General features: G+C 58.2%; 17 protein-coding genes. 3 read left to right on the forward strand and 14 right to left on the reverse strand.

All coding sequences use genetic code 11. From position 1 onward, the window contains the following. Positions 1 to 594 precede the first annotated feature (594 nt). Positions 595 to 864 (forward strand): hypothetical protein, encoded by a 270-nt coding sequence (locus AC13D2_RS02575; RefSeq protein WP_286810525.1) that lies wholly within the window; start codon positions 595 to 597, stop codon positions 862 to 864. Between the two features lie 25 nt (positions 865 to 889). On the opposite strand, the gene AC13D2_RS02580 is transcribed toward AC13D2_RS02575, so the two are convergent. The 3 genes from AC13D2_RS02580 to AC13D2_RS02590 are packed head-to-tail and all read right to left on the reverse strand — an operon-like array spanning position 890 to position 5473. After that, positions 890 to 1303, reverse strand: coding sequence for a response regulator (locus tag AC13D2_RS02580; protein WP_292047896.1), 414 nt, complete (start codon positions 1301 to 1303; stop codon positions 890 to 892). A gap of 45 nt (positions 1304 to 1348) precedes the next feature. Beyond that, positions 1349 to 1909 carry a hypothetical protein gene (locus AC13D2_RS02585; protein ID WP_292047897.1) on the reverse strand — a complete coding sequence of 187 codons (561 nt, stop codon included), beginning with the start codon at positions 1907 to 1909 and terminating at the stop codon, positions 1349 to 1351. A gap of 42 nt (positions 1910 to 1951) precedes the next feature. Further along, the gene (locus AC13D2_RS02590) at positions 1952 to 5473 is read right to left on the reverse strand and encodes a response regulator (RefSeq protein ID WP_482938181.1); all 3522 of its coding nucleotides are present in this window, start codon (positions 5471 to 5473) and stop codon (positions 1952 to 1954) included. A gap of 138 nt (positions 5474 to 5611) precedes the next feature. Between AC13D2_RS02590 and AC13D2_RS02595 the strand changes: the two genes are divergently transcribed. Then, positions 5612 to 6616 (forward strand): hypothetical protein, encoded by a 1005-nt coding sequence (locus tag AC13D2_RS02595; protein ID WP_482938182.1) that lies wholly within the window; start codon positions 5612 to 5614, stop codon positions 6614 to 6616. On the opposite strand, the gene AC13D2_RS02600 is transcribed toward AC13D2_RS02595, so the two are convergent. Next, the gene (locus AC13D2_RS02600) at positions 6610 to 6864 is read right to left on the reverse strand and encodes a hypothetical protein (protein WP_286810531.1); all 255 of its coding nucleotides are present in this window, start codon (positions 6862 to 6864) and stop codon (positions 6610 to 6612) included. The two genes, AC13D2_RS02595 and AC13D2_RS02600, sit on opposite strands and share 7 nt — an antisense overlap. Positions 6865 to 7229: 365 nt before the next feature. Between AC13D2_RS02600 and AC13D2_RS02605 the strand changes: the two genes are divergently transcribed. Beyond that, positions 7230 to 7574, forward strand: a complete 345-nt coding sequence (locus AC13D2_RS02605; RefSeq protein WP_292047902.1) for a hypothetical protein — start codon at positions 7230 to 7232, stop codon at positions 7572 to 7574. Between the two features lie 8 nt (positions 7575 to 7582). Here the strand turns inward: AC13D2_RS02605 and AC13D2_RS02610 are convergent, their stop codons facing one another. From AC13D2_RS02610 to AC13D2_RS02655, 10 genes are all read right to left on the reverse strand, one after another. Continuing rightward, complete coding sequence (locus AC13D2_RS02610; protein WP_292047903.1) at positions 7583 to 8869, reverse strand: serine hydrolase domain-containing protein; 1287 nt, start codon at positions 8867 to 8869, stop codon at positions 7583 to 7585. A 115-nt stretch (positions 8870 to 8984) separates the two neighbouring features. Continuing rightward, positions 8985 to 10559, reverse strand: a complete 1575-nt coding sequence (locus AC13D2_RS02615) for a sensor domain-containing diguanylate cyclase (protein ID WP_420390028.1) — start codon at positions 10557 to 10559, stop codon at positions 8985 to 8987. Positions 10560 to 10746: 187 nt separating this feature from the next. Then, positions 10747 to 12990, reverse strand: a complete 2244-nt coding sequence (locus tag AC13D2_RS02620; RefSeq protein ID WP_300497304.1) for an NADP-dependent isocitrate dehydrogenase — start codon at positions 12988 to 12990, stop codon at positions 10747 to 10749. 437 nt (positions 12991 to 13427) lie between these two features. Next, on the reverse strand, positions 13428 to 15419 hold the full coding sequence (locus tag AC13D2_RS02625) for an acetoacetate--CoA ligase (protein ID WP_482938183.1): 1992 nt from the start codon (positions 15417 to 15419) through the stop codon (positions 13428 to 13430). 16 nt (positions 15420 to 15435) lie between these two features. Next, positions 15436 to 16215, reverse strand: a complete 780-nt coding sequence (locus AC13D2_RS02630; RefSeq protein ID WP_292047908.1) for a 3-hydroxybutyrate dehydrogenase — start codon at positions 16213 to 16215, stop codon at positions 15436 to 15438. A 12-nt stretch (positions 16216 to 16227) separates the two neighbouring features. Continuing rightward, positions 16228 to 17592 (reverse strand): TRAP transporter large permease, encoded by a 1365-nt coding sequence (locus tag AC13D2_RS02635; protein ID WP_292047909.1) that lies wholly within the window; start codon positions 17590 to 17592, stop codon positions 16228 to 16230. Further along, positions 17592 to 18230: a TRAP transporter small permease subunit gene (locus tag AC13D2_RS02640; RefSeq protein WP_292047910.1), complete on the reverse strand. Its 639-nt coding sequence runs from the start codon at positions 18228 to 18230 to the stop codon at positions 17592 to 17594. The genes AC13D2_RS02635 and AC13D2_RS02640 overlap by 1 nt, the downstream gene beginning before the upstream one ends. Before the next feature lie 117 nt (positions 18231 to 18347). Then, positions 18348 to 19400, reverse strand: a complete 1053-nt coding sequence (locus AC13D2_RS02645; protein ID WP_420390027.1) for a TRAP transporter substrate-binding protein — start codon at positions 19398 to 19400, stop codon at positions 18348 to 18350. A gap of 326 nt (positions 19401 to 19726) precedes the next feature. Beyond that, entirely contained in the window at positions 19727 to 21172 is a 1446-nt protein-coding gene (locus AC13D2_RS02650) for a sigma-54 interaction domain-containing protein (RefSeq protein WP_420390026.1), read from the reverse strand. 114 nt (positions 21173 to 21286) lie between these two features. Next, entirely contained in the window at positions 21287 to 23398 is a 2112-nt protein-coding gene (locus AC13D2_RS02655; protein ID WP_482938184.1) for a 3-hydroxybutyrate oligomer hydrolase family protein, read from the reverse strand. Positions 23399 to 23663 lie beyond the last annotated feature (265 nt).

The raw sequence follows: 23663 nt of genomic DNA on the forward strand, positions 1-23663 counted from the left end.
GACACCCTTGCCGTCCGGCTAGTGGTTCCCCTTGCCGGGCCCACAGGGGACTTGCACCCCCAAGTCATCCGGCCAGCACCACCTAGACCGGAACAGCGCCCGTCAAGGCGCTACGCGCCATGCCTGGCGCACCAAAAAAAACGCAGCCCGGAGGGCTGCGTATAAAGGAGAGATCCATGCGGTACGCCACAGATAAAAGGTGGGCACCGGAGGATTGCACAACGTAAAACACGTGACAGGACAGATTATGATCGCTTCGAGGAACCGCGTCTGTAGGGGTTTGCCGAAGCACTCTGCCCCTTGCAAAGCCGTGGGCAAGCGATACACTGATGACAGTACCGAAACCGATATGCCCGGCGAACGATGCCGGAAAAGGCCCATGACTATGCTTCAGAAATTCCAGTATCTGATGATTGATGCGATTGCGCTCCGCAAGGGTGAGACGTGTGCGCACTCCATGGTGAACGACATCTAACGGCTTTCGGTCAGTCCCGGGAGCCTTTGGAGCGACCGGGCCAACTTCTCCGCAAGACCCCGGTTGCCCAGAGCGCCGGGGTTTTGTTTTTGCAGCCGCAAAACGACAAGGAGAAGATCATGAAGAGACATCCGACAAAAGCAGCAAACCAGCCGGCGAGCAGCCGCACGGGGCCTATTCGGCGCCCGGAAAAGCTGCCACTGCTGGATGCCATCTGCAAGAAACTGAACCAGCGCGTCAATCTGGAAGACGAACAACGGGTGCTGGGGCTGTATGAGCGAGGCTGGATATTCAAGGGTGTTCTGGGCAATCTGAATGATGGCGAAGCACGATACGTGCGTGCTCTTGCCACTCGCTACGGTTCCTGGATCGCCCGCCAGGTTGCGTAACGGGAAAACCCGATGGGGCGAACCGTCAATGCTGGCGGTTCAGTCCCTGTATCATGGCGGCATCGCCGCCGTGCACCATGGCGTAGTTGTTCACCACGTCGTGAATTTTTTCCTGGGAATAGGGTTTGACCACGTAACCGTTGGCCCCGGCACTGATTGCCTTCTGGATGCTGTCGATAGAGTCATCCGCTGTCACTAAAACAATGTGCTGATCCTTGCGCCTGGCCTTGAACTCCTCCATCAACTGATGACCATTGCCGTCCGGCAGCCCCAGGTCCAGCAAGATGATCTGGAAGACGTCAGCCTCAAAGGCGGCCCTGGCACCCGCAATGTCCGGACACTCAACCACGATGCTTGCGCCAGCCGTGTAGAGCATGTCGACCAACCGCGCCCTGATGACCGGCTCGTCTTCCACCACCAATATTCTCATATCACTCATACCCTGCCTCCTGATCCTGTTTTATACCCGGCCCCACAGGGCACTTCAAAGGGAATCACCGCCGGATCGCCGGGGAATGGCCAGCGGCTCATGCTGGGCAGTGGCTGGCGCAGGTTCTCCAGTCTCGTCCTGGCGAGTGCCAGCAGTGCGGGACGAGCTGGCGTTTGCCCCGCCGGACCGGGTCAGAATATTACTGATACTGACGGCCGTGGTGTAGAGGGAAATCGCGATGATCAGCAGGATAGGCTGCACAAACGCCACGAACCCGGGCACTTCGCGATGACCAGCGATACTGAGCATAAGGATGATGGCCGGCCCCAGCACGACAAACAGCGTCAATGCGATAAAAAACACAATGCGCTCCTTGTAACGGCCTAAATCGCGGTTACTGACCAACCCCAGCACGAATTTTCCGATGGCCAGCCCGGCCAGTATCGCAGCCGCAATGCTCAGGTCGGGCCTGAGTAGCGTCTCGTATAGCTGGCCATCCCATAACCGTTGCATGCTGATGACCAAAAACGGAAAGAGGACAAACAGAATGTCGGCGTAGGTGCCATACATCATACTCAGTGAGTGCTGTTCACTTTGCTGGAGGGTTTCACTCATCAATCACGATTCCTGTTTTATCGATAGCCGAAATGTCCGTTGTCATAGACGTGCCTCCCGCCCCTGCAGTGCCCTGTCGATCATGTCACCCAGGGCTTGCAACTGGCTGTGAACGTGGTCCCAGTCACGGTCTTCAACGTTCACGCAAGCCTCCAGTTTCCCCGCCTGCCGTGTCATGTCAGGGTAGCCCATGGCGCCGGCGGTGCCTTTGATCTGATGGGCTTCGGATGCCAACTGCTGCTGGTCACGACGCTCGGCTGCGGCTTCCATGGCCGCTTTTCGGGCCACCAGCCCATCGAGAAAGCGTTCGGCCAGGTGGCCGATGTCTTCATCCTCCGTCGAGTCCCTGTTCAGGCCACTGGGCTCTGTCAGGAAACGGTCCAGCGTGCTCAGCAAATGCTTACTGTCGAGGGGCTTGTTCAGTACCCCATTGCACCCGGCTGCCATCAACGCGTCGGTTTCCGACTGGTCACCGGCGGTGAAGGCGATAACAGGCCGGCGGAAGCCCGTCTGTCGCAGCAACCGGGTAGCCTCCACACCGTCCAGACCCGGCATATGGCGGTCCATCAGGACCATCTGCACCGATTCGGACAGCGCCGTTCGGACCGCGTCATCGCCACTGGCAACAGTGATGACATCCAGACCCAGGATCCCGAGCATGCGTTCCACCAGACGACGGTTGTCCTCGTTGTCCTCCGCGACCAATACCGTGCCGTTATAGCGCCGGTGGCTACCGGGTTCACTCTCCGGGCGCACCACCAGATATCTGGCCATGACTTCGTAGAAACGCTGTTTGTCGATAGGTTTGGCCAAGTGGTCATTACAGCCTGCGAGGCGATAGTCTGCAATATCCTCCGCCATCACGTTCGCCGTCAACGCGATGACCGGGATATTGAGGCCAGCCTCACGAATGGCCGCCGTTGCATCCCGGCCGTTCATTACCGGCATCTGGATGTCCATCAGAATCAGATCAAAGGGCTCCCGCAGCGCCAGATCCAGTGCTTCAGCGCCATTGCCGACATGGACCAGCCCAGCGCCCGTGCGGCCCACAAGCAGGGACACCAGGCGACGATTCACGTCATTGTCCTCCGCCAGCAGGATACGGCCGGAAAGCCGTGGCGCACTCACCATGGGAATACTGCGCCGGCGTTGCGACAATTCGGACGCGTCGCGCAGAAAGTGGACATCCTCCATCGGACCGGTGGCAATGGAAAGCTCAAACTCGCTGCCCTCGCCATAGGTGCTGGTAACGGATATGTTGCCACCCAGCAACTCCGCAAGTCGACGGGAAATGCTCAGCCCAAGACCGGTTCCTCCATATTGCCGGGCAATAGCGGCGCTACCCTGGGCAAACGGGTCAAACAGCCGGCCCAGCTGCTCAGGTTTCATGCCGATGCCGGTGTCCACCACCCTGGCCACCAGGGCCTGACGTTGCCGATCACATCGAACATTCAGAGAAATTGCCCCCTTTTCCGTGAACTTAAGCGCATTTCCGCACAAATTGATGATGATTTGCCGGAAACGGGTCGGGTCCGTCGCGACCTTCTCGGGCAGGGGATACTCGCAGTTGATATGAAACGCCAGCCCCTTTTCCCGCGCCCTGGGGGCGAAGAAAGCGCGGATTTCATCAAGCAGTTCCGGCAAATTAACCGACACTATATCCACATCCAGTTTGTTGGCGTCGATCTTTGAGTGATCCAGGATATCGTTGATCAGATCCAGCAGGTGACGGCCACTGCGCACCACCGTTTCCGCACTGGTGTGCTTCTCCCTCTCGGTCAGGTCCGGATCGAGCAAGGTCTCGCCATAACCAATAATCGCCGCCAGCGGTGTGCGGATTTCGTGGCTCATGTTGGCCAGGAACTGACTCTTGGCTTCGGCCGAATTGCGGGCCAGTTCTTTTTCCAGACGTTCCTGCTCCCGCTCCCGCTCGATACGCTGGCGTTGATGGCGCTCGGTGGCATCAATACAGGTGCCCTCAAGATGGGCAGGATCGCCATCGGGGGTATACACAGTATGCAAAGAAATGGTGGCCCAACGCTCTTCACCGGAACGGGTGTAATACCGCGCCTCGATACCCTTGACGGTGCCCCGGGATTCCAACTGCCCAATCACCCAGCGGCGAACTCGCTCATCCGCAAAACAGGTCTCCAGTGCGTCGGGATCAAGATCCAATAGCTCCCGGCTGCTGGTGTATCCCATCAACCTCGCCATGGCGGGGTTGGCGGTGACGAAACGCCGGTCCAGCGACATCTGAAACACGCCCTCTATGGCGTTGTCGAACAGCGACTGGTATCGACGCAGGTTGGCCAGTGCCCGCTGGCTCCAGCCCAGGGCTTCACCCTGCACCTGTTTGATCCGGTCAGCCAGGGCAAAAGAGAAGAGAATGATCTGGGCCGTCAGGCCAAACTGCGGCGCATAGGACGTGAACATGTTCAGCGGCAGGTAGCCCATCACGGTCAGGCCATAGATACCGAAACCCACCAGCGCCAGGGTCCAGGCAAAAAAGTAGGAGCGCGCCGCCGGGTTGTAATAGCGCCAGGACAGGTAACTGACCACAATCAGAATAATACTGAGCAGGATCGACGCCAGCACGATCCATTCCATCGCCGTGTGATAGGGCAGGAACAGGGATAGCACAAAGGTCGCCACAATGGCGTACAGGCAAAGCTGAATCACCTTGTCTAGGTCCGCCGACCGCTCCCGGGTTTCCAGCAGGGACCGAGCCATCAACAGCCCCCAGAACCAGGTATTGATGATCTGGTAATGAAGGTATTCCTTGTGCAACAGAGCAGGGCGATTCTCCAGTAGCTGGATACCGTGCACCTGCTCGGTGGCAATGAACACCGTGGCCGATACCAGATACATCACGTAGTAAATATTGCTGCGTTCGCGCACGGACACAGCGACAAACAGGTTGTAGGCGAGAATGGCCAGGATACTGCCAAGCAGAATACCCCGTACGGCTTCATCGACCGACACCTTCTCGATGTAAGCGTCGGGATGCCACAGGGTAATCGGCAGGCGGAAAGTATTGGTATTGGTGATGCGCAAATAAATGCGGGTTGAGCTCCCCGGCTCCAGTGACAATCGGAACGTGGGGTTGGGCACCGCCAGGTCACGCCCGGACCAGTCGCCCTCATAACCCGCACGGCGCTGCTCTATCAGCTCGCCATCCCGAACCAGGTAGAGCACCACCTCATCCACCAGTGGCAGGGCCAGCTCCAGTATCCAGTCTGTCAGTGCTGCGCCCGCTCCTACCTCAACATCAAATCTGGCCCAATAAGCAGATTCCGTGTAGCCAAAGTTCAGCACACCGCCCTCATGACGGGTGAAAGGCGCGGTATCGCCACTCAGGATGTCGTTGAAATCGAGGGCGTGCTCAGGGTCCTCCAGGTACCAGATACAACTACCCAGATCACGCACACTGCTGGTGGCGCTGTTCAGAACAATCTCGCCGTCCTGACATCGTTCCTGCGCCATGGCGGAGGCGGGAATAACAATAGCCAGAACCGCAAGCGTGATGAAACGGAGCCATCGGACGTGGCATTCCCATTGCTGCAAAATGTGATCTCCGCGAGGGCAGATGCCTTTTTTATGGTTTATTGTCAGCAGTCACGCAGGTGCCGAACGAATTCAGCGGCACCCCGGCTAAACACTTTAGCGTTTTACCGACAACGACGCATCTCAGGGTCACTTGAAATGAGACATTCCTGCATTTTCGCCGCCATTCCCCTGTTTGCCCTGACATTGGCCGGCTGTGGGCCGGACGACTCCTCCGACAGCAATTACATCAACCCGGCGGCCAGTGTGTCGTTGTCTTTCGAGAGTTTTACAGTCGGGGATGAAGATGGCCTGCCACCGGTACTGCCACAGACCACTTTCTACGATGTGTATCGGGGCATTGAACCCGCGGACGGCGAGGACGACGAAGGCGTGGTCGCCCAGCTCCGCGATCGCTTCGAACTGCTGATGGGATTGATGCCAAGTGATGATGGGACAACCTACACCCACGCGCGAAATCCGATGGACTTCCTCCACTACGTTATCAGCACGAATCAGGTGAACACCTTCAATGATGGCCGGCGGCTGATGCACGACAGCATCACTCAGGGCGAGGGTTCCCGTTACAATACTCCAGCCAACGATGCACTGATCCGCTTCACCGAGACCGGCGGCAACAATGGCGAACCGCCCGAGCCGGATGAGATCTGGATGTACGTCCTGCTGGACTGGACCAGCAACCCGCAGCTTAACAAAGTTTTCCGGGCAGCCCAGTTTGTCGCCAGGAAACCCGCCGATGACGACACCTCTCCACCTGAGGTGAGCAGCGCAGTCTGGAGCGGCCGTTTTCACGGTCCGGATTTTTCGGTCAACGGTTACAACCAGCCAGAGTATGCCGTTATCAGCCTGACGGGACGGGAATATGGCAATGCGGAAATGCGGCAGGAGTTCATCGGCAACAAACGCGACACGCTGTCACTGACACAGACTTCGGGAATAACCATTGACGGTGAGGAGCCCGATTGTATCCGGGTGGAAGTGAACTATGAGAGCGCCCGGGTGCGTGTCTTCACGTCCTCCGATGAGTCGCCCAGCAACACCAACAACGGGGAAACGACACCCAACCCGGCCCACTGTGGCAACCAGCAGACCGGTGACGAAGCGATTGTCTACGAGTCCGTGGTCATCAGCGAGCGTCAGTAAATAGCCCGATCCTGCATGTCCCAGTTCTTGAGGAACCCCTTCTTGCGGTCAATCATGCGCTCGTAGGTCGAGATCATGATGGCGGCGTGGGGGGCTTTGGTCAGTCGGAGGGTTTCAATGCGGCGCTCAAGACGCGCCACTTCAGTACTGACCTGCTGGCAGACGTGTGACCGAACACTGTCGTGGTGGTCAAGCTTGACCGGGCGTGGCTGCTCCTGCCCAGACTGTGGCTGCGTGTGCTTATCCATGATCGTCCTCTTCCACTGAGTGTCCAATGATCAATACGCCGAAACCGATGATTCCGCCCACGTTTCAATGGCTCTTTTGGCCGGGCTGGAAATCCTTTTATCCTTTTGTTTCGTCGGGCTTTTTTAAAAGCCTCAATACATACTGTAGCAGGTGTTGTCTACGTTGTATGATTTGACGTAATTCTGCACAACTGTCGGACAAAACTCAATAAAAATGAATAGAGTTTCATATTTATTGCAGTGAATACAACGCCGCTTCCCAAACCACACGCACAAACCCCTGCTATAGTTCCCTTCAGATCACAACACAATGCGCAGCCGTTTGCCGTAACGACCCCATTCCATCCGGGCCAGGAAGACCGCTTATGAACCAGACATCCGTTGCCGATACACTAAGGGAATACCTTTCCCTACTGGAGCTGCTTGACGATGCCTACTGGGAAGCGAGCTCCATTCAGCACAAGGACATGCTTTACGACATCATCAGCATCTTCAGTCAGGAAGTGGCCGAGATCAACAAGCTCAGCGTTATGGACCACCATTATCCCTATGAAGTTATTACGGAGGGAATCCGGCGGGTGGTCCCCAAGCTGGAACGGCTGGATGAAAACCGTGAGGAAGTAATCCAGCGAACCCAGACACTGACCGACTTCCGGGATATCCTGTCGTCTGTGCTGGGGATACTGGAGGAACAACTCGCGACCCTTTGAGGGGTCAGTCAGGCTTCCACCAACGGCCTGCGGTTCTCAGGCATCAACGGAAAGCGGTCGCACACAGTGTAGACAAACCGTGCCAGCGCCGGCAGGTGGTGACCAACAATGGGGATGCCGGTGTTGAGCAGGCTGACAGAAATATCCCGGGCCGCATCCGCCCAGCACAACTTGTTGATCAAACCAATGTGACCAAAGGCATGCCTGCTTTGCTGGCCCCATAGCCCTATGGGGTTACCTCCCAGCATCATGCCTGCACTGAAGCGCATGGGAATCATCATGGTGCGGTCAATCTGTAGCGAGCCAAACTGTTGGATTGAGCGCCTGACGGTCATCTCGCTGCAAATACGCTTGCCATTCCAGACCCCGCCATTGAGCATCATCTGAAAGAAACGCCCCATTTCCTCGGCGGTGCCACACAAGTTGCCCGCGGGGATAACTGCCTCCTGGAAGCGGGGATCATTGGAGACCCGCTCCACGGTGCGTATATCGCCTCCCAGCGCCCGGTTCACGATCCAGGATACCGGAAAACGCGGCGTTGGGCCGGTCGCATAGTTGCCGGCCAGCTTATCCACGTCGGCGGGTGCAATTCCGTAGGTAAACCATTTCATCCCCATGGGTTTGCGGAGGTGTCGGTCGATATACGCCTCAATGGTATCGCCGGTCACTTTCTCCAGCACCCGCTGCAACACGAAGCCTCCGGTGATGGCGTGATACGCCACTTTGGCACCATCCACCTCCACCGGCTTCGCCTCACACAGCAGGCGCCAGATTTCGTCTCTGTTCCAGAGCACATCGATGGGGGTTTCCCGGGGAATCGCCGGAATGCCGCCACGGTGGGAAAGCACCTGGTGAATGGTGATGGTGCGCTTGCCACCCCCGGCGAATTCCGGGCAGTAGTACGACACCGGGTCCATCAGGTTGACCAGCCCCTGCTCCGCCAGGATGTGGATCAGTAGGGCCGTGACCGCCTTGGAGGCGGAGAAATAGCAAATGGGCGTCTCCGTGGTCATCGGCACCTTCATCGCGTCCATGGCGTCATGGGGCCCATTGCCGCTGGCATGGCCGATGGCCCGATGTAGGATCTGTTCGCCCCGGTGCCTTACCGACAGCTGTATACCCGGGTGCACCCCGGTTCGGTACAACCGCTCAACGCTGTGCCAGATGGCCTCGACAACCTCGGGGCTCACACCAGCCAGCTCCGGTTTCTCGCCGGCCACATCTCGGTAGGTTACTGACGCCAGGTCATTGGGGACAACAGAGGTGTGGAGCGCACGGCGGGCAATTCGGTTCATCGCTTGACCTTTGATTCCGGAGACTGTCTTTTCTCACATCCTGACGCTGGATGTCACCCGGCACATTGGCCGGATAACAGGCCTGGCAGCGTCAACTCATCCAGCACGATCGTCTTCAGGGATTATGGGCTTCCTCGGTCAAGGGTGCCAGCACCACCTGATTGCGGCCATCGGCCTTGGCCTGATACATGGCCCTGTCGGCTGCCTCGCACAGGGTATCGGCGCCGACACCATGGTCGGGAAATACGGAAACGCCGATACTGACGGTCAGTGCGACCGTGTTGCCGTTCCCCAGAGACTGTGGGGCATCACTCACCAGCCGGCGCAGTCGCTCTGCGGTATCCAGCGCCTCGCGATACTCCATTTCCGGCAACAGGACAATAAACTCTTCGCCGCCAAACCGACCGACGCTATCCACACTCCGCACGCTCTCTGCCAGCAGTGCGCTAACCGCCTTCAGCACGGAATCGCCGGCGGCGTGCCCGTACACGTCATTGATGTTCTTGAAATGGTCAAAATCGATCCAAAGCAACGCCAGGTTTCGACCATAGCGCGTGGCACGGACAATTTCCTCATCCAGCAACCGGGCCATCTCCCGACGATTCAGCAACCCTGTCAGCGCATCCCTGGCCGCCATCTCGGACAACTCGTTTTCAAGCGCTTTGCGGTCAGAGATGTCCAGCACAATCCCCTCAAGCACCAGCTCACCCTCACCTTCGACACTGCGGCCGCATTCCCAGACCCAGATCTGCTTTCCATCCTTGCGGACAAGGGGATACTCGATGGAAAACAGCTCCGCATTACCGACGGCCAGGTCGACAACTTGCAGCATGGCCTCATCGACGTCTTCTGCGATCAATTCGGCAAAACTGATCACTTTGTTGTTGATCAGTTCATCCGGTTCGTAGCCGGTCAGTTCACGACAGCCCTTGGAGGCGGATAGCAAGGTCCAGTGCTCATCGTATAGGCAGCGGTAGGCCATGCCGGGCAGGCTATCCAGTATGGTGGCTAACTGGCGCTCACGCTGGCGGGCCATAGTCTCCGCCCGGCGGATATCGGTAATGTCCTGTCCGATAGCAATTGAACCCGCGAGTTCACCCGCCTCATTCCGCAGGCTGCGCGAGTTCCAGGACAGCTGTCGCTCACGTCCATCGCGGGTGGTTATCCAGGTTTCGTAACCGACAACCTCACCCTCATCACGAAGAATTTCGTTCGCCCTCTCACGGATTCTGATCCTGTTTTCCTCATCGGGATACAACAGCTGCCAGATCTCATCGGACCCGATCACCGCTTCCCTGGGATAGCCGCTGATGTCTTCCGCGGCCTTGTTCCAGAGTACAACCCGGCCTTCCGTGTCCAACACGTTGATCCAGACATTGGCACGCTCAATCACGCTTTCACGGAACTGGCTCAGTTCCCGATTTTCCTCGCGCTGATGGCGATAGAGAGACAACAGCTTCCGGTCATTGGTGAACTGTTGAATCAACAACAGGAAAAGAGCGAGCCCGGTCACCAGCACGAAAAGCAGGCCCTTGTAGGTTTGTACCCTGCCAAGCACTTCCGGATCGGGAAACCATTGCTGCACCAGATAATCGGAAAACGTAATCCACAACCATCCCAACAGCAAATAGGTTCCAACAACCCACAACGAACGCCGTAACGGTTTAGGGCGGCCTTGAAGTCTATCCATCTAATGTTTTCCCCGGGTTCCGGCTGCTTTCCTGTCGGTGTGAACACCTCGGGCCCAAATGCGAAGGCACTACACCCTGAAAATAGTCACAGACGGCACCGCCGTCGAGGGAATACTGCAATTGATGGGACATAAAAAAACCCGGAGGGTGTTTCCACCGTCCGGGTTTTTGCCAGGCTTTAAAAGCTTACTTCACCTGAGCACGAGCCTCTTCAAGAATGCGGTTGAAGGTCTCGCTGGGCTGCATGATCTTGCAGACTTTCTCGGCCGGTGGGTGATAATAACCACCGATATCGGCCGGATTGCCCTGGATCACACTCATTTCCTCCAGGATCTTGTCCTTGTTGTCTTCCAGTTGCTTCGACAGCTTCGCGAAGAAGTCCTTCAGATCCTTGTCGTCATCCTGGTTGGCCAGTTCCTCCGCCCAGTAACGGGCAAGGTGGAAGTGGCTGCCGCGGTTGTCCAGCTCACCGGTGTTGCGCGACGGTGACTGGTTGTTCTCCAGCAGTCGCTCGGTGGCCTTGTCCAGGGTCAGGCCCAGCAGACGCGCACGTTCGTTGTTCTGTTTCTCACCCAGTTCTTCCAGGGAAACAGCCGTCGCAAGGAACTCACCCAGCGAGTCCCAGCGCAGGTGATTTTCCTGCAGCAGTTGCTGAACGTGCTTTGGCGCGGAACCGCCCGCACCGGTCTCGTAAAGGCCACCACCGTTAAGCAGGGGAACGATGGAAAGCATCTTGGCACTGGTACCCAGTTCCAGAATCGGGAACAGGTCGGTGAGGTAGTCGCGCAGGACGTTACCAGTCACAGAGATGGTATCCAGACCGCGAATCAGTCGCTCCATGGTCCAGCGAATGGCACGTACTGGCGATTTGATGAGGATCTCCAGGCCATCGGTATCGTGCTCCTTGAGGTACATTTCCACTTTCTTGATCAGTTCGGCGTCGTGAGGGCGCTCATCGTCAAGCCAGAACAGGGCTGGCATGCCGGTGGCGCGAGCACGGTTAACAGCCAACTTGACCCAATCACGGATCGGCAGATCCTTGGTCTGGCAGGCACGCCAGATGTCGCCCTTCTCGACCTTGTGCTCGGTCAGCACGGCGCCGTCTTCAGCGATGACACGAACGATGCCGTCTTCCTTGATTTCGAAGGTCTTGTCGTGGGAGCCGTACTCTTCGGCCTTCTGGGCCATCAGGCCAACGTTCGGTACCGTGCCCATGGTGGTGGGATCAAACGCGCCGTGGGTCTTACAGAAGTTGATCACTTCCTGGTAGATGGTGGCGTAGGTGCTCTCAGGCATCACCGCTTTGGTGTCCTTGAGCTTGTTGTCCCGGGCCCACATCTTGCCGGAGTTACGGATCATTGCCGGCATGGAGGCATCAACGATGACGTCGCTGGGCACGTGCAGGTTGGTGATGCCCTTGACGGAATCTACCATGGCAATTTCCGGGCGGTGCTCATAACAGGCGTGCAGGTCTTCCAGGATCTGTTCCTGCTTGGATTCCGGCAGTTGCTTGATCTTGTCCGTCACACTGGAAAGACCGTTGTTGGGATTCACGCCCAGTTCGTCAAACAGTTCGCCGTACTTGTCGAACAGCTCCTTGTAGAAGATCTTTACCGCGTGACCGAAGACGATCGGGTGGGAGATCTTCATCATCGTGGCTTTGACGTGCAGGGAGAACATCACACCGGTTTTTTCGCAGTCTTCAATGCAATCATCGAAGAACTTGCGCAGCGCCTTGCAGCTCATGAACATGCCGTCCAGCACTTCGCCTTCCTGCAGCGCCAGTTCACTCTTGAGAACGGTTTGCTTACCCTTGGCGTTCTCAAAGACGATACGGGCGTTGGTGGCCTTGTCCAGAGTCAGGGACTGTTCGTTGGAGTAGAAATCTCCGCCGCGCATGTGGGCCACGTGGGTGCGTGACGCCGGGCTCCACTCGCCCATGGTGTGGGGGTGTTTGCGGGCAAAGGCCTTGACGGCAGTCGGAGCACGACGGTCGGAGTTGCCTTCACGCAGTACCGGGTTTACCGCGCTGCCCAGGACTTTGGAGTAGCGGGCATGGATTTCTTTCTCTTCGTCCGACTCAGGGTGTTCCTTGTACTCGGGAACCTTGTAACCCTGGTCATTGAGTTCCTTGATGGCAGCGCGCAGCTGGGGAATTGAGGCGCTGATGTTGGGAAGCTTGATGATGTTGGCTTCCGGGTCCTTGGTGTAGTCACCCAGCTCTTTGAGGTCGTCCGGAACTTGTTGCTTTTCTTCCAGGTAATCAGGGAAGAGCGCGAGAATACGGGCAGCAAGCGAAATGTCGCTGGTGCCGAACTCGATACCTGCGGGCTTGGCGTAAGTTTCGAGGATGGGAAGAAGTGACCGTGTCGCGAGGGCGGGTGCCTCATCGGTCAGTGTGTAGATGATCTTGGCTTTGGATGATGTCATTTTCGTCCTCAGGCTGATGGGTGAGTTCAGGACGGTCACCGCAGGGTCAGCCGTCTTGTGAACGTCTGGCTTGAGCGATGACTGATTCGGGAACTTTTGATAGACCTACTAAGATAGCATTTTTTCGGCAATTCTGGTTACGATCTTAGTATAAGAACCGACTAAAAGTTCGCTAAAAGCCGTTACAGGACTATGAAAAGGCGGGAATTTACGAAACTTTCGAACATCTGGTTCGGGAGTGTCGCGCTGGGGGTGAGGGCAACCAAAACACGCTCAAGCACATCCCTGTGGCGCTTGAGCTCCGCCATCCATGGCTCCGCACAGTTTTGGTCGCCCTCACCCCCAGCACTCGGCAAACTCCATGCATGTCCGCCACGGGACAGACACAAGATCGGATTAACCTAAGTCGTAATCCGAAAGCAGACCCAACAGCTGGTTCAACCCTTCGGCAACAACCCCGCCTCTTCCAGGCAATCCCGAATCCGGTCCAACGCCTCTGGATTACCAAGGGCATCCCGGTTGTCGGCTTTGTTGGAACCGTTGATCAGGCGCGCCACCGCCAGCTCCACTTTCTTGCCGCTGCGGGTGTAGGGAATATCCGGCACCTGGATGATGTGCTTCGGTACGTGGCGGGGGCTCGCGCCCTGGCGGATGCGGGTTTTGAGGTTTTTCTGGAGGTCGTCGGTGAGGGCCTGCCCCTCCGCCGGGACCATCAGCAAGACCACTTCCACGTCACCTTCGATCTGACGACCAACGACCAGGCTGTCTTTGACTTCCGCCACGGTTTCCACCTGCCGATAGATTTCGGCGGTGCCGATTCTCACGCCGCCCGGGTTAAGGGTAGCGTCGGAGCGGCCGTAGATGACGGCGCCGCCATGTTCGGTGAATTCGATGAAGTCACCGTGGGCCCAGACACCCGGGAAGGTGTTGAAGTAGGCGTCTTTGTAGCGTTCGTTGCCGGGGTCGTCCCAGAAGGCGACTGGCATGGAAGGGAGGGGCTGACGGCAGACGAGTTCGCCTCGGCCACCGCTGACGGGCTGGCCGTCGTCGCCGTAGGCCACGGCGTCAACGCCGAGGAAGCGGCACTGGATTTCGCCACGGCGCACCGATAACAGCGGTGTAGAGCCCACAAAGCAGCCGCAGATGTCGGTGCCGCCGGCGATGGAGCCCAGCAATACGTCAGGGGCACCGTCGCTGTAGATCCAGTCGTAGTCTTCCGGCAGCAGGGGTGAGCCGGTGGAGAAGACGACTCTCAAGGCAGTCAGGTCCAGGGTTCTCGCGGGCGCCAGTTCAGCTTTGCGACAACCGGCGATGAACCGGGCGCTGGTGCCGTAATGGGTGACTTTCTCGTCAGCCACCACCTGCCATAGATAGTTCAGGTCCGGGTAGCCAGGAGAGCCGTCGACCGTGATAACGGCGGCGCCCGTCAGCAGGGCAGATGCCTGCCAGTTCCACATCATCCAGCCGCAGGTGGTGAAGTACAGGAAACGGTCGTCGGGACCGACATCGCCGTGGAGCATCAACTCCTTGGCGTGGTTGACCAGCAGGCCAACGTTGCCGTGCACGATGCACTTGGGTTTGCCGGTGGTGCCGGAGGAATAGAGGATGTACACCGGGTGCTCGGGGGGCAGCGGTGTGAAGGAGGGCGCCTGGCCCTGTCCCTCGGCAAGGGCATTGTCCCAGTGGGTGACCTTGTCGCCGGCGATGGCGGGTTCGCCCGGCAGCTGTTCGATGCTGACCACACAGCGCAGGCTTGGCAGGCCGTCAATCAGGCCGGCAAAGTCGTCCTGGCGGTTGAAGACCTTGCCGCCATAGCCATAGCCGTTGACCACAATCAGAGCTGCCGGCTCAATCTGGCCGAAACGATCAAGGATGGCGCCCACGCCGAAATCCGGTGACGCGGAACTCCAGACGGCACCCAGGCTGGTCGCCGCCAACATGCCCACAAGGGCTTCATAGCCATTGGTGACCACACCGGCTACGCGATCACCCTGTCGAATCCCTTTGTTGCGCAGAAAGGCTTCCAGGGCGCCGGTGTCCGCTTTCAATTCAGCGTAGGTGCGGCGCAGTACCGGGCGGGTTTCGCAGTAGGCCACGACCGCTTCGCGCCCGGCATGGTCGCCTTCCGCCAGCCGCAGCAGATTGGCCGCGAAGTTGAGTTTCATACCGGGGAACCATTCTGCGCCGGGCATATCACGTTTGCCCAGAACCGCGTCGGCCGGGGTGTCGCATACCAGGCCACAGAAGTCCCATACCTTTTGCCAGAAGGTCTCGAGGTTCTCAATCGACCACCGATGGAGGGCGTGGTAATCGGCAAACGGGCCGAAGCCCTGTTGCTCCAGCCACCCCTGGAACTGACCCATCCGGCAGTGTTTCAGTGTGTCCTGCGACGGAGACCAGACCACGGGTGATTGTTCTGTGTTGCTCATCTGTCTCTCCTGTTGCTTACTGCATGTGCCAGCCATGGCTGACCACAATGGATTGGCCAGTCAGTGCCGCAGTGGGGAAAGCCGCCAAGTGTACCGCCAGCTCGGCAACGTCTTCCAGGGTGGTGAATTTGCCGTCAACGGTGTTCTTCAGCATAACCTTACTAATAACCTCTTCTTCGGAAATGCCCAGCTCTTTCGCCTGCTCCGGGATTTGCTTATCCACCAGAGGCGTTCTGACAAAGCCGGGGCAGATAATGTTGCTGCGGACGCCATGCTCGGCCCCTTCTTTCGCCACCGCACGGCACAGGCCGAGCATGCCGTGCTTCGCCGCCACGTATGGCGCTTTGAGCGGCGAAGCCTCCACAGAATGGACAGACCCCATGTAAAGCATGGTGCCACCGCCGCTGGCGTACATCTGATTCAGGGCAGCCCTGGTAACGAGGAAGGCGCCATCCAGATGAACATTCATCACCTTGCGCCAGTCGGCAAAGTTCAGCTTGTGCACCGGATCTATGTGCTGAATACCAGCATTGGCCAAGGCAATATCAAGACCGCCCCACTTGTCCACGATGGCGGCAACACCTTGATCGACCGCTTTCTCATCGGTGACATCCATGGCCAGCGCCATAGCGGTACCGCCCGCCTTTTCAATGGCGTCAACCGCTTCCCTGGCGCTCTCCAGGGTGAGATCTGCCACGGCAACACGGGCACCTTCGCGGCCGTACTGTTCGGCAATGGCCCGGCCAATTCCGCGCCCCGCCCCGGTGATCAGGGCTATCCGGTTTTCTAGACGCATGATGTTATCTCCTTAGTCGTAAGCCACACTGGGCAGCCAGGTCGCGATTTCGGGCACCAGGAACACAATCGCCAGGGCCACCAGCTGAATAATGATGAAGGGTATGACGCCCTTATAGATGTCAGTTACCTTGATTTCGGGTGGCGCCACGCCCTTGATGTAGAACAACGCAAAGCCCACGGGCGGAGTCAGGAATGAGGTCTGCAGGCACATGGCAAAAAGAATGGTGAACCACACCAAATCAAAGCCAAGATGCTGAACCACGGGCGCCACCAGCGGCAGAATGATCAGGGTGATCTCAACCCAGTCGAGGAAGAACCCCAACAGGAACACCCCGAACAAAATGGTCAGTATCACGCCATAGGGGCCGAACGGCAGGCCAAGCAGCGCTTCTTCGATAACGGCATCACCGCCAAGACCCCGCAGCACCACGGAAAAGGCCGTTGCGCCGAGGAAAATTGCGAAGATGAAAGCGGCCGTGCGTGTGGTTTGCTGCAACGACGCATTCAGCACTTTCAGAGTCAGACGCCGGGACATCAGAGCCAGAAGCAACGCACCCAGTGCACCAACACCAGAGGCTTCGGTGGGAGTGGCGATGCCAGCGAAAATAGAGCCCAGCACACCGAGAATCAGCGCCGCCGTGGGCAAAACCGCCTTGGCAACTTCCCAGACAATACTCCAGGACACCTTCTCCGTACCCTCAGGCACCGGAGCAATATTCGGCTGCAACAGCGGACGAATCATCGCATAGCCCACATACATGGCACCCAGCAGCAGACCGGGCAGAAACGCCCCCATAAACAGGTCGCCCACGGAAGCCTCGGGCACCGCCAGGCGGTCTGCCATCAGCACCAGCATGATGGACGGTGGAATCAGGATACCCAGGGTGCCGGTGGCACAGGCTGTACCGACGGCAAAGCCCTTGTCGTACTTGTTCTCCATCATCACCGGCAGGGACAACATACCCAGAAGCACCACTGACGCACCGATAATGCCGGTGGTAGCGGCAAGCAATACGCCGATCACAATCACCGTCACGGCGTAACCACCACGCACGGCACCAAACAGCTTTACCATGCTGTTCATTAAGCGCTCGGCGACGCCGGACTGATCCAGCATGATGCCCATGAAGATAAACATGGGCAGAGCCACCAGGGTCTCGCTGTTTACAATACTCCAGATTCGCTCCGGCACGAGGCCCATTGATGAGGGATAATCAAACCAGAGGTTGGCACCAAAATTCTCTACGGCAACAACACCGACCACCGTCCAGATGACCGCCGTGCCACCCAGCACCCAGGCCACAGGATAACCGGTCATCAACAATGCTCCGAAGGTCAGGAACATGCCGATTACAAACAGGGTTTCAAGCTCCATCAGGACGCATCCTCTTTCTCATTATTCCCGGACTCGACCCGGATTGGCTTTGGAAAACCGAACAGCAGGGCTGTCACTTTCAGCAGGCGCGACAGTGCCGCTAAGGTGATGAGGATAAATGACAGCGCCAGAATGGCTTTCAGGAACCAACGATGTGGCAGCCCGGCCGGTGCCTGACTGGTTTCGCCCTGTTGCCAGGAACTGAAGGCATAGGGAACCATCTCGTAAACTGCCAGCCCCAGGAATGGCAGCAGGAGGAACAGCAGGCCAAGCAGTTCAATCCAACCCTGACCTCGCAGTGACAGTCGCTCGTGAAGGACATCTACCCGAACGTGGTCATCCACCACCAGGGTGTAGGCCAGCCCGAGTAACCAGCCGATGCCGGCCAGGTGCCACTGAACCTCTTCGAGCGTGACCGAACCCTGACCGAACGCATAACGGCCAACGACGGCCCAGATAATAACGCCAGTAACCACCACCCAGAGCCAGGATGCACCCTTGCCGATTGCCGAAATCACACGGTCCATCCATTGACTGACGCGGGTTGTCGGCAGCTCCGTATGGTGATGGAGAAATTCGTCGGTGCCAGACACCGATGCCCGCACGTTCTGCGGTGAGCCTTTATCAGACACCGTCATACAACAGTTCCTCACTCAGAAAGCCGATTGTGAAACAAGGATGGCCCCGAAGGGCCATCCAGACTTGATCAGAGAATACCGACGCTCTGGCCGGCATCTCGGGGTCGGCCCCGGACCTTACAGGTCCGCCGGAACGTAGGCGCGGGTGTCCCACACCTTGTAGGACTCCATGAACTCCTGCTGGCTTTCATAGACGCGCTTGAAGTCGGCATCCTTGGAGGCTTCTTCCTCAAGCACTTCCTGAGTTACGTCCTTCAGCTTGAGCAGAACGTCGCGGGGGATTTGGTCGGCCTGGACGCCCTTGTCCTGGAACTCGGCCAGAACCTTGCCGTTTTTGTACTCGCCTTCTGCAAGACCACGAGTGGTCGCCGCAGTGCAAGAAGCCTCAACCAGCGCCTTCTGGGCGTCAGTCGCACGAGCCCACTCGTCCTTGTTGATCAGCATGTACTGAGCCGTAAACTGCTGGTGCCAACCCGGGAACAGGTTGTACTTGACCACCTGATTGAAGCCGAGAATCTGGTCGATGGCGGGCATGGAGAATTCGGTGGCATCAATGGTGCCTTTTTCCAGTGCCTGGTAAAGCTCGCCGCCGGGCATCATGGTGACAGACGCGCCCAGCTTCTCCAGAACTTTGCCACCCAGGCCGGCGAAGCGGATCTTCAGGCCTTTGTAGTCTTCCAGTGTTTCGATGGGGTCAGAATACCAACCCGCTGTTTCTGGCCCGATGATGCCGCAGAGTTGTGCGTGTACATCGAAGCCCTTATTGGCATAGGCTTCCTGCAGCATTTCATGACCACCACCGAAGTAATACCAGCCTATATAGGCGGGTGGCTTCATACCGAACGGAACAGCGGCAAACAAGGGAATCGCTGGCACCTTGCCCTGATCGTAACCAATCCAGGTGTAGCCGGCGGATACCTTGCCATCGGAAACCGACTGCAGGATATCAAACGGGGGAACCAGCTTGCCGGGCTCATAGACGCGAACCTGGATGCTGCCATCGGAAGCGGTATTGAGGTTATCAGCGACCCAGGCGGCAGGGGACCCCAGGCCGGGCAGGTTAGTAGCGAAGGCGACCGGCATTTTCCAGCGCAGGTCATCTGCGAACGCCGATCCAGTAGTCAGGGCGATCGCACCGGCGATACCGGTAAGTGCCTTGAAGAGTTTCATTGGCAAGTCTCCTAGCATTGTTGTTGTATTCGGCCAAACAGGAACTTTCCCGACGGGCCTTATCTGAGTGTAGTCAGACATCGCAGGAAACGAGACAGACAAGATGTGTTTTGGGTCCAACGATAGCGCCAGTCTTGTTTTCTGCGTTGTTCTGACGTCCTGCATCCGGGATATAGCAGGCTCTGTGCCAATCAGGATATTTTGTTATTTATCAGACAGATAAAAAGCCGGCGAGACATTGCGCACAATGAACAGTCCGGAAAACCGGACGCATATAGACATCCGTCGTAAGGGTTTGTACGGATAACAGGACAGGCGTCCTGATTTCAGGACATCTTGGCCAGTTTTTCGTAAAGCACGGAGCGAGAAATACCCAGCAGTTTGGCTGCCCGGGTACGGTTCCCACGACTGGCAACCAGTGCTTCTTCGATCGCCTGGGCTTCGGCATCAGCCAGGGTTTTAGCCAGTGGACGCACCGGCTGTGGCACCAGCGATGAGGCTGGCCGGTTGCCACTACGGGGTAACACCTTGAAAATGGCGTCGGCGTCCAGCAGACCACCATCCTCACCCATGGTCAGGGCCCGCTCCAGCACATTACGCAGTTCACGGATATTACCGGGCCAGTCGTAACCGCCCAAAGCCGCCACACCGGCGTCGGTGATCTCCCCCCGAATCTCCAGACCGTCGCAGATTTCACCCAGCAGGGCTTCACACAGAACGCCCAGATCGGCCAGGCGGTCCCGCAGCGGAGGAATAGGGATTTCCAGCACGTTCAGCCGGTAATACAGGTCCGAACGGAACTCACCTTCGGCAATCATCGCCTCCAGGTTACGACTGGTCGCGGCAATGACCCGCACATCCACTGAGGCCACTTTATTGGAACCCAGGGGCTCAATCTCACCTTCCTGCAACGCCCGCAGCAGTTTTGCCTGCAACGGTAGCGGCATATCTCCCACCTCATCAAGGAACAGGGTGCCGCCATTGGCCAGTTGGAATTTACCCTCCCGGGTACGGCGATCTGCCCCGGTGTAGGCCCCAGGTGCCACGCCGAAAAATTCAGCTTCCAATAGATTGTCTGGAATCGCAGCGACGTTCACGCCCACAAAAGGCTTCTCAGCACGGGTCGAAACGGAATGAATAGCCTGCGCCAGCACCTCCTTGCCGGTACCGGTTTCGCCCAGCAACAATACCGGCATGTCACGGCCAGCCGCCAATCGGGCCCGGCGCTTGACCTCCAGCGCCGCAGGGCTGGCGCCCACAAAGTCGGCGAGGTTGTAGCGCGTGCCACGCGCCTTCTTCGCCAGCGCTTTACGGGCAGCAGCCAGATCCTGGTGCAGGCGACGGTACTTGGCCACTAGCGGCGTCAGCGGTTGCAGGTCGTCATACAGCACAAACGCCACCGCGCCCATGATTCGCCCTTCGTCGTCATAGAACGGCAGCCGGGTCACCACCAGTTGTTGCTTGTTATGCTCCATGATGTCGAGCAGCAGAGGTTTACCGGCTTCCACCACTTCCGGCATGCGACTCTGGGGAATCACTTGGCGGACAGGTTTACCGATGACTGCCCTGGGATCTTCCAACCCAAGCAGATGGGCATAACTGTTGTTGATCCAGGTAATACGGCTTTGATGGTCAACCGCAATCGCACCGGCGCTGGCTTCCTCAAACATGGGAAACAGCGCCTCGATCAGATCCCTGGTGAGGCCACTCTTGTTGTTCTCGGTAAACAGCTCTGTCATGTACCCTGTACCACCGGGTTGGATGTTATTCATGGCAATATCCAGAGCACCCGGCGAGCCGGGTGCAGAGACGGAAGTATATGGCGCCCCCGGAACAGGGGCAAACAATGCCGGCCCGGAATCTGACCGGGCCGGCCGACGGGCTTGTCAGTCTGGAATCTGTACCTGATCGTCAGCGAACACGATGCGGTCGCCGGCATCCGGGGTGGGATCGATCGGGGTCAAGTTAGCCGCAGACAACGGTGTGGCAATATCGCCACGCGGTACCGTTCTGACCACCTGACTGGGCGGCAAGGCCTGCTTGTCGGCAAGGTTCGCCCACACCAGATCCAGGGCCTGGAAGAAGTAGTGATGCAGCGGCACGTACCGGTCCGCAACACCCGGGAAGCCGTTGAGGACATCCAGGTGGTGGGCATTGAGAATCTCGTAATACCTCAGCTTGCTATCGCTACCCTCAACTCGCTGGTTCAACCCGAAATAGGGCCGCGAGGTATGATTGATAGGCAGGATGGCGTCGGCACGACCAGTCACGAACACCGTCGGCTTGCCCCGCAGGTTGCCAGATGCGCGAATCTGCTCAACACCGTCGGCAATACGCTCTGACCATTCCGCGGCATCACCCGCCAGCGGGCTTCCGGTCACGGCATCGGTGCCCAGGGCAAGGCTTCTCAGACACAGCAGAGCATCCAGACCGTAATCCTGCTGACTGGTACTGGGCGACGCACTGGCACCCAGATTGGTGGGCTGGCCTTCGGCACCGTCGTACACCAGGTTCACCCCGGCACTGGGGGGGATGCCGTTGCTTGCGGAGAACAGCGCTGCTTCCTGCGCCGCAGTGATTGGCGTGACCGCGCCGCCAGCTCCCGTAGCCGCCAGGCTGATATCACACAACCTGTCCTCAACACCGGCCTGACCGTAGGCGTTGGCATAGGTGGCGGAGATGCTCTGGGCAACCGCCAGCCCGAAATGAACCGGTGCCAGCAGGTTCTGCTCCGGCTGGATACCCACTTCCTGCTCCAGGATGCGCAGCGCATCGGAGGCGCGGTCGTCGGTGGTAGCGCCTGTCACCAGCCCCTTGTTGGCCAGTGAGTTACAGATGTTCTCCGCAATCGTGAAGTTGTTGAATGTGGCGTTCAGTGGCGCCACATCACGCACTTCCGGTGCAATGTTCGCGCAACCCTGATACACCGCCAGCGCCGTGGTGTAATCCAGCAGGCTGCGGCTGTGTTCGGCCAGTTCGGGGCCACTGCCCTGACGGATGGTAAAGCTGGTATCCACCTGCGGATTGACGTTGGGCTCAGACACCGCCACTCCGTCGATCAGCCCCTTATCGTCAAGTTCGGCGGCACGGACCGAGGCCCCACCGCCGTTGGAAACGCTGGACGCAATCACCAGGGTATCCTGCGGCTTCACCTTGATCACTTTGCGGCCATTAACGGCTTCCTGCCCGAATTCCTCGTTCAGCACGTAGAAGCCGAACTCAATCGACTGCAGTACATGCCGGCCCCAGTCAGCCTCCGGATTGGCCTTGGAGTGCGCGTGCTTGTAGGCGAAACGGTCCGGCCAGGCGGCGTCAAAGTCGGCCCGCGCCTGGGCATCCAGATCCGCCCGGAACTGCACCGGCTCGTCGGCCTGGGTAAGTGTACCGTCGATACGCTGGGCCGCGTTGGTGGCCAGGTTGTGGGAACCGGTTCCCGTGCCCTTGTCCGTGTATACCACGGCGCAGCCTTTCTTCAGGCCCCATTCGCCGGCGGTACCGATCGCGCCGTAAATGCCGCGGGAGCCAGACGAGGGCGCCGTTACCATACAGGCCTGCTTGGGATCGAAACTGGCCGGCACCTGTACCATCACGGTCACCGGTACATCGCCGCCATCAACCGTCATGTAGGCCAGGTATTCATTACCCGGAATCAGCCCCTCACCACTGCTATCGACCTGGGGACCGAAAAATTCGCCGTAACCGCCTCCGGGCACGGTGTCCACAAGAGCCCGATAGTTGTTGTAGATGGCTAGCGTCCGGAGTTCTTCAGGCGTGGGATTAACCGGATCATCGAAGGCCGGTGCCGTTGCACTGGCCAGGCCGCTGGCACCCAGGCCACCAGTCAGGAGATCATTGGTGACACCGTCATACTGGGTGGAATGGACATCGCCCTGGATGAATCCCGGGAGTTGATTGAAGGGTTTCTTGCTGCTGTCATTGCAAGCGGTACCCGTCAGAGTCACCGCGCCAATCAGCGTGTACTGGAGTAGCGTTTTCATACGTTGTTCCCTGTTGTTTTTGTTAGACATGAGAACCCGGCGTACACGAACGAAGCCGGGTACCATGACCGGGACCATGCGTATCCTGTGCCAATACAGCAGGGCTTTGATTTTCATTGCTTTTTCCGGGAACCGCTCTAATTCTCAAGCACTATTTCCGGATTTCCGGACAGTGGTCGGAGGGGGGGTCGTCAGAAATGCCCTGTGCAGGCCGTCTCGCGACATTGTCCTGAACCCAGGACAGTGTCCCGTTATCAGGACAGCG

Source organism: Marinobacter sp. B-12 (genome assembly GCF_056857915.1).

What these genes read in the sequence shown, in the direction of transcription:
- AC13D2_RS02575 (WP_286810525.1), top strand. Translation starts at nt 595, where the DNA reads ATGAAGAGACATCCGACAAAAGCAGCAAACCAGCCGGCGAGCAGCCGC.
- AC13D2_RS02580 (WP_292047896.1), bottom strand. Translation starts at nt 1,303, where the DNA reads ATGAGTGATATGAGAATATTGGTGGTGGAAGACGAGCCGGTCATCAGG.
- AC13D2_RS02585 (WP_292047897.1), bottom strand. Translation starts at nt 1,909, where the DNA reads ATGAGTGAAACCCTCCAGCAAAGTGAACAGCACTCACTGAGTATGATG.
- AC13D2_RS02595 (WP_482938182.1), top strand. Translation starts at nt 5,612, where the DNA reads ATGAGACATTCCTGCATTTTCGCCGCCATTCCCCTGTTTGCCCTGACA.
- AC13D2_RS02600 (WP_286810531.1), bottom strand. Translation starts at nt 6,864, where the DNA reads ATGGATAAGCACACGCAGCCACAGTCTGGGCAGGAGCAGCCACGCCCG.
- AC13D2_RS02605 (WP_292047902.1), top strand. Translation starts at nt 7,230, where the DNA reads ATGAACCAGACATCCGTTGCCGATACACTAAGGGAATACCTTTCCCTA.
- AC13D2_RS02610 (WP_292047903.1), bottom strand. Translation starts at nt 8,869, where the DNA reads ATGAACCGAATTGCCCGCCGTGCGCTCCACACCTCTGTTGTCCCCAAT.
- AC13D2_RS02615 (WP_420390028.1), bottom strand. Translation starts at nt 10,559, where the DNA reads ATGGATAGACTTCAAGGCCGCCCTAAACCGTTACGGCGTTCGTTGTGG.
- AC13D2_RS02620 (WP_300497304.1), bottom strand. Translation starts at nt 12,990, where the DNA reads ATGACATCATCCAAAGCCAAGATCATCTACACACTGACCGATGAGGCA.
- AC13D2_RS02625 (WP_482938183.1), bottom strand. Translation starts at nt 15,419, where the DNA reads ATGAGCAACACAGAACAATCACCCGTGGTCTGGTCTCCGTCGCAGGAC.
- AC13D2_RS02630 (WP_292047908.1), bottom strand. Translation starts at nt 16,215, where the DNA reads ATGCGTCTAGAAAACCGGATAGCCCTGATCACCGGGGCGGGGCGCGGA.
- AC13D2_RS02635 (WP_292047909.1), bottom strand. Translation starts at nt 17,592, where the DNA reads ATGGAGCTTGAAACCCTGTTTGTAATCGGCATGTTCCTGACCTTCGGA.
- AC13D2_RS02640 (WP_292047910.1), bottom strand. Translation starts at nt 18,230, where the DNA reads ATGACGGTGTCTGATAAAGGCTCACCGCAGAACGTGCGGGCATCGGTG.
- AC13D2_RS02645 (WP_420390027.1), bottom strand. Translation starts at nt 19,400, where the DNA reads ATGAAACTCTTCAAGGCACTTACCGGTATCGCCGGTGCGATCGCCCTG.
- AC13D2_RS02650 (WP_420390026.1), bottom strand. Translation starts at nt 21,172, where the DNA reads ATGAATAACATCCAACCCGGTGGTACAGGGTACATGACAGAGCTGTTT.
- AC13D2_RS02655 (WP_482938184.1), bottom strand. Translation starts at nt 23,398, where the DNA reads ATGAAAACGCTACTCCAGTACACGCTGATTGGCGCGGTGACTCTGACG.